The organism is Pseudomonas sp. DTU12.3 (assembly GCF_004124275.1).
Taxonomy (GTDB): Bacteria; Pseudomonadota; Gammaproteobacteria; order Pseudomonadales; family Pseudomonadaceae; genus Aquipseudomonas; species Aquipseudomonas helmanticensis.
This window is the reverse complement of the sequence record NZ_CP027218.1, coordinates 6261670-6268469: the sequence shown is the minus strand read 5'-3', so window position 1 is coordinate 6268469 and position 6800 is coordinate 6261670. Positions and strand designations below refer to the sequence as shown.

Annotated in this window: 4 protein-coding genes; 3 read left to right on the top strand and 1 reads right to left on the bottom strand. The window is 61.2% G+C overall.

The genetic code is table 11. From position 1 onward, the window contains the following. The first annotated feature begins 262 nt into the window (after positions 1-262). A complete protein-coding gene (locus C2E19_RS28930) occupies positions 263-1936 on the top strand; it encodes a bifunctional diguanylate cyclase/phosphodiesterase (RefSeq protein WP_129396063.1) in 1674 nt (557 codons plus the stop codon). Positions 1937-2133: 197 nt separating this feature from the next. On the opposite strand, the gene C2E19_RS28925 is transcribed toward C2E19_RS28930, so the two are convergent. Then, a complete protein-coding gene (locus C2E19_RS28925) occupies positions 2134-3531 on the bottom strand; it encodes a NorM family multidrug efflux MATE transporter (protein ID WP_129396062.1) in 1398 nt (465 codons plus the stop codon). Between the two features lie 158 nt (positions 3532-3689). Between C2E19_RS28925 and C2E19_RS28920 the strand changes: the two genes are divergently transcribed. Both C2E19_RS28920 and C2E19_RS28915 read left to right on the top strand, forming a co-directional pair. Continuing rightward, positions 3690-4610 carry a LysR substrate-binding domain-containing protein gene (locus tag C2E19_RS28920; protein WP_129396061.1) on the top strand — a complete coding sequence of 307 codons (921 nt, stop codon included), beginning with the start codon at positions 3690-3692 and terminating at the stop codon, positions 4608-4610. Between the two features lie 184 nt (positions 4611-4794). Continuing rightward, on the top strand, positions 4795-6771 hold the full coding sequence (locus C2E19_RS28915) for a methyl-accepting chemotaxis protein (protein ID WP_129396060.1): 1977 nt from the start codon (positions 4795-4797) through the stop codon (positions 6769-6771). Positions 6772-6800: the final 29 nt, after the last annotated feature.

Here is a 6800-nt window from a genome sequence, read left to right as displayed (position 1 = left end):
ACGAAAATTCGGGAGTCGTTGACGAAATGGGCCGGCATTTTAACAGGCTCAGAGATTTGTGCTGCTCTCTCCGACTTGTGACGTACTGCGCGATTCAAATTTGCCGGTTTTGTTACTTTCGCGGAGGATGCGCGGTGATTTTGCGGCTAATGTACTCATTCGTGACACAAAATAACGTTTTGATAACCGTTGTCATTTGGTCATTGAACTTCGCAACGGCATAATGCCCCGCCCACATCATTGCAGAGTCTAGGGAGCTAGCTTGTCTACGCCTGTCGAACCCTTGCGTTTGCTGCTACTGGCCGAAGAGCCAGCGTGGACAGCGTTATTGCGCGAGTGTCTGGCTCCGATGGGGAGCGCGGCGGTGCTAATCAGCGCGCCGAGCTGGGACTCGGTCAGCAGTCTGTTCGAAGACAACCGCCATGCGGTGCTGTTGACCATTGCGGCGTTGCAGCCGGCGCCCGGTCGTTGCAGCCTGCCGACGGTCTTGCTGCTGGAACACGAACCGGACACCGCGCCCGTTGGCGTCAGTGACTGGCTGGTGTTCGACGCCCTCGACGCCGGCATGCTGCGCCGTTGCCTGCGCCATGTGCGCGAGCGCGGCGTGCTCGAAAATACTCTGCAACGCCTGGCCGAACAGGATCCGTTGACCGGCATCGCCAACCGTCAGGGTTTCCAGACCTTGCTGACCGCGCGTCTTGCTGAAGGCGACGGTCGTGGCCTCGCCCTCGGGCACCTCGACCTCGATAACTTCCGCCACGCCAACGACGCCTTGGGCCATCAGGCCGGCGACCGCTTGATCCTGCAAGTGGTCGCGCGGCTGAAAAGTCAGCTCGAAGCCGGTGATCAACTGGCACGCCTGGGCAGCGATGAATTCGCCCTGCTGATCGACACCCGTCGCGCGCCGCAACGCGCCGAGTGGATGGCCGAACGCATCACCGAGGCCCTGTCTGAACCGTATTGGGTCGATGGTGAAAGCCTGCTGATCGGCTCCAGCCTCGGCATCGCCCATGCCCGCGCGCAAGCGGGCGCCGATCCGCTGATGTGGCACGCACACATCGCCATGCAGCAAGCCAAGAGCACGCAAGGCTGCACCTTTCATATCTTCAACGAACGCATCAATCGAAACGCGCGGAGCATGGCCGACCTCGAAAGCGAGCTGCGCCGGGCCTTGCGTCGCGATGAACTGGAGCTGCATTACCAGCCACGGCTGAATCTTGAGGACGGCCAGATTGTCGGCCTCGAAGCCTTGGTGCGCTGGCGGCATGGCGAGCGCGGTCTGCTGCCACCCAGCGAATTTGTGCCGCTGGCCGAGCAGAGCGGCTTGATTGTGCCGCTGGGTTACTGGGTGATTTCCCGGGCGCTGCGTGACATGCAGGCGTTGCGCGAGCGTGGTCTGCCGGCGTTGCACATGGCGATCAATTTGTCGTTCCGCCAGTTTCAGGACAGCCAGTTGTTGCCGACGCTTAGTCGGTTGATCACTGAGCGTGGCGTCGAGGCGCAATGGCTGGAGTTCGAACTGACCGAAACCGCCGTGATGCGCCGCAGCGATCTGGTCAAACAGACCATGGACGCCCTCGGCCGGCTCGGCGTGCGTTTCTCGCTGGATGACTTCGGCACCGGGTTTTCCTCGTTCGTGCACCTCAACAGCCTGCCGATCACCTTGCTGAAGATCGACAAGAGCTTTGTCGGTGGCATGGAGCAGCGCGAAGAGAACCGTAAACTGGTGCACGCGATGATCAATCTTGCGCACAACCTGCATCTGGAAGTGGTCGCCGAAGGGGTCGAGACGCCGGAGCAACTGGAGTTGCTGCGCGGGTTTGGCTGCGATCAGGTGCAGGGCTATCTGATCAGCCGGCCGTTGCCGTTGGCGGAACTGGTTGAGTACCTGACATTTGGTTCAAGCCAACAGCCAGCCCTCGAAATCGTGAGCTGACCACTAGAGCAAATTTGAAACAACATTGTGGCGAGGGAATTCAGCGAAACGTCGCACCGCCCCGTTCGGCTGCGAAGCAGTCGCAAAACCATCGCGCCGGGTGTAACTGATACACCGCGACATCAGATTTTGGGGCGGCTTCGCCACCCAACGGGGATAAATCCCCTCGCCACAAAATCTCGTTCCGCCGGGGGAACTCAGTCGGGCTGGGGGATTGTGAAACGAGTGGAGGACACAGGCTCCTGCCGAATCATCCGCTTCATCTTCCATTCAAACGCCAGCGTCAGGCTTACCGCCGCACACGCCAGGCCCAGCGCCAATCCCCACCAGACGCCCGTCGGCCCCCAGTTCAAGTGGAACGCCATCCACCACGCCGCCGGTGCGCCAATCAGCCAATAGCAACCGAGCCCGACCAGAAACGTGGTTTTCGCATCCTTCAGTCCACGAATGCAGCCCATGGCAATCGTCTGCGTGCCATCGAACAACTCAAACCACGCCGCCACCGCCAGCAGGCTTACCGCCAGACGAATAACCTCGGCAAACGCCGGATTGTCATGATCGAGAAACAACCCGACCAGCTGGTTGGGCAACAACCAGAACACCATGGCAAACCCGAGCATCACCACCGCGCCAAAAACAATTCCGACGCGGCCCGACATCCGCGCATCCAGCAGTTGCCCGGCACCGTAATGCTGGCCGATGCGCATGGTGATCGCATACGACATGCCCGCCGGCACCATGAACGCCACCGAGACAATCTGCAGGGCGATCTGGTGCGCGCCCAACTGCGTGCTGCCCATGGTGCCCATGCACAACGCCGCGAAGGCAAACAAACCGACTTCCACCGCGTAGGTGCCGCCGATTGGCAGGCCGAGACGCCACAATTCTTTGAGATATTGCCGGTTGGGCCGCGACAAGCCTGCGCGCAGCGGATAAGCGTCATAGGCCGGATGCCGACGGATATGCCAGGCCAACGCCAGCGCCATGCAGTTGGCGACAATCGCCGTGACGAGACCGATGCCCATCAGCCCCATCATCGGCAAGCCGAACATGCCGGTGATCAGCGCGTAATTGAGCAGGAAGTTGGCCACCGTGCCGGCGAGGCTGATGACCATCACCGGTGTCGCCCGACCGATCGCACTGGTGAAACCGCGCAAAGCCATGAAACTCAGGTAGCCGGGCAGGGCAAAGGGCAGGGCGATCAGGAACTGCCCGGCGGCGTTGACGTTGGTTTCGGTCTGGCCGAACAGCAGCAACATCGGTTTCAGGTTCCACAGCAGTAAACCGGCGCCCAGCGCCATCAACCATGCCAGCCACAACCCGGCTTGGGTCAGACGGGCCGCGCCGATGATGTCGCCGGCACCCTTGCGAATCGCTACCAAGGTACCGACTGCCGCGATCACACCGATGCAGAAAATCGACACGAACGAATAGGTCGCCGCCCCCAGGCCACCACCGGCCAGCGCTTCGGGACTTAAGCGCGCCATCATCAAAGTGTCGGTCAGCACCATCAACATGTGCGCCAACTGGGAAGCAATCAACGGCCCTGCCAGCCGCAGAATGGCCCAGAGTTCGGTACGCACAGGATGCTGCATGGTCATCACCACTCGATTTCGGAGGGAACAGGAGACCGTCGATTCTCGGCGCTTGAGCCGCATTGCACAAAGGGATAAAAAGGATGGGTTGCATGACTAAAACTCATCCTGAACACATTCCGCTCATTTCGCTGTACCCCGCCACAGGAGCTTTGTGCATGGCCCGTCGACTTCCCCCGTTGTATGCCCTGCGCGCATTCGAAGCGGCGGCGCGACACAGCTCGTTCACCCGTGCGGCAGAAGAACTGTCGATTACCCAAAGTGCAGTGAGCCGGCATATTCGTACGCTCGAAGATCACTTTGCCTGCCGGCTGTTTCACCGCAGCGGGCGCAATTTGCAACTGACCGAAGCCGCGCGGTTGCTGTTGCCCGGCATTCGCGAGGGCTTCACCGCCCTTGAGCGGGCCTGCAATACCTTGCGCGCCGAGGACGATATTTTGCGCATGAAAGCGCCGTCGACGTTGACCATGCGTTGGTTGCTGGCGCGGCTCAGTCGCTTTCGTCATTTGCAGCCGGGCAACGAAGTGCAACTGACCAGTGCCTGGATGGATGTCGACTCGGTGGATTTCAACGATGAGCCGTTCGATTGCGCAGTGCTGTTGAGCGACGGCCATTTCCCGCCGGACTGGGAGGCCAGTCTGCTGTTTCCCGAGGAGCTGATTCCCGTCGGTGCACCGAACCTGCTCAACGATCAACCATGGGATCTGGCCCGGCTGGCCGCGACCGAATTGCTCCATCCGACCCCGGATCGGCGTGACTGGCGCAGTTGGCTGGAGCACATGGGTCTGTCCGATCAAGTCTCGCTCAAGGGCGGGCAGGTGTTCGATACCCTCGAGCTGGGGATGATCGCGGCAGCGCGCGGTTACGGCGTGTCGATGGGCGATCTGTTGATGGTCGCCGAAGATGTCGCGCAAGGAAGACTGAGTCTGCCGTGGCCAACGGCAGTTGCCAGTGGACTGAAGTATTACCTGGTGTGGCCAAAAACCCGTCCGGGAGGTGAACGTTTGCGCCGCCTCAGCGACTTCCTGCAAGGCGAAGTCCGCGCCATGGAGCTGCCGGCGGTTGCGCGCTTGAGCTGAAACGTTCGAGCCGCCACAATGCCGGCCTTGGGCCATACCCTCGTTAAGCGCTCAAGTATTCGGTTTCACCGCCGACTATGAGCAAGTGGAACCGTCGTGCCGGTATCCACGATTCACCCCCATTATTAGAAAATTATCCGAGTCGAGATCAAGGAGGATCCCGTGGCTCGGCCAGGAGCTGTCCATGTCTCAACCTCGCGCTCGGATCGCCTCGCAGCTGGGTCTCGCCCTTGCTGTGATTCTGGCAATCGTCATCAGTGGCAGTACGGTGTTCGCCCTGCGTTCGCTGGATACCGCCAACCTCGCCACCCGTGAAGAACATCTGGCCAGCGAAGCGCGTCTGCTCGCCGACCAGTTGAGCACCTTCCACGGCACGCTACGGGAAAGCACCCAACGCCTGAGCGGGTTGTTCGAGAAGCGCTTCAGCGCCGGCCTGAGCATTCACGCCGATGAGCCGGTGACGGTCGCTGGCACGCAGACCCCGGGCCTGCACCTGGGCAGTGAAGTGTTGAACAACAACTTCAAGGAAGTCGACGAGTTCAAGCAAATGACTGCCGGCGTTGCCACGCTGTTTGTGCGCAGCGGCGAAGACTTCGTGCGGGTCAGCACCTCGCTGACCAAACAGGACGGCACCCGCGCCATCGGCACTTTGCTTGACCATGCGCACCCGGCCTACGCGAAGTTGATGGCGGGGCAAGGCTACGTCGGTCGCGCCTTGCTGTTCGATCGTTCTTACATGACTCAGTACACCCCGGTGCGCGATGGCAGCGGCAAGGTGATTGCGGTGCTGTTCGTTGGCTTCGACTACACCGACGCGCAGAACGCCCAGTTCGACAACCTCAAGCGCTTCCGCATCGGCCAGAGCGGTTCGCTGGCGTTGCTGGACGAGCAAAACAAATGGTTGGTGCCGCCGGCGGGCGTGCAGGCGCTGGAACAAGCGGTGCCAGTGATCAAAGGCCTGGCAGCGAAACCGGGCAAAGGCGAGTTCTGGAGTGACACTCGCGAAGATTTCTACAGCATTGCCGTGCCATTCGACGGTGGCCCGTGGTCGGTGGTCGCGAGCATGCCGAAAGCCGAGATTCGTGCGGTGACCTGGAGCGTCGGTACACAACTGGCAATCGGCAGCCTGCTGGCGATGCTGCTGGCAGTGGGCTCGGCGATGTGGCTGCTGCGTTCCAAGCTGCAACCGCTGGGCGATCTGGTGCGTCAGGCCGAAGCCTTGGGCGCTGGCGATTTGAGCGTGCGCCTGAACGTGTCGAGCAACGACGAAATCGGTCAGCTGTCCCGCGCGTTCAACCAGATGAGCCAGGCACTGTCGACGATGGTTGAGCACATCCGTCGCTCCTCGGAAGAGGTCAACAGCCGTGCGCAAGCGTTGTCCGGTCTGTCCGGCGGCGCCTACGAAGGCATGGAGCAGCAGTCCGGCGAAATCACCAGCATGGCCGGTGCGGTGGAAGAGTTCAGCGCGACCTCGTTGAACATTGCCGACAACATGGGCGCGACTCAGCGTCTGGCGCAGGAAAACGCCCAGCAGACGCAGATTGGTCGCAGCTCCATGGAAGAGGCTTCGTCGTCGCTGGAGCAAATCGCCGGCGCGTTGAACAGCACCGCCACGGTGATCAACACCCTTGGCCAGCGCTCGCAGGAAATCGGCGGCATCGTCGGGGTGATCACCTCGATTGCCGAGCAGACCAATCTGTTGGCGCTCAACGCTGCGATTGAAGCGGCGCGTGCCGGTGAGCAAGGTCGCGGTTTTGCCGTGGTGGCGGATGAAGTGCGCAGCCTGGCCTCGCGCACTCGTCAGGCGACCGATGAGATTTCCAGCATGATTCACAGCATCCAGCAGGAAACCGGCAACGCGATCAGCACCATGGAGCAGGGCAATGTGTTGATGCAGGAAGGTTTGTCGCGTAACGCCAATGTCGCCTCGGCGCTTGCGCGTATTGATGAGCAGAGCCGTTCGGCGGGTCAGCAGTTTGCCGCGATCACCACGGCGACTCAGGAGCAGAGCAGCACCGCGACATTGCTCAGCAGCAACCTGCAGAGCATTGCGCTGGCCAACAGTGAACAGCGCGAAGTGGTGTCAAACCTCGCCGTCACCGCCAAAGAGCTGGAGAAGCTCGCAGCAGACCTGCGCTCCGAGGTCGACCGCTTCCGCTGAAGCCTCTTGTAGGAGCTGACGAGTGAAAC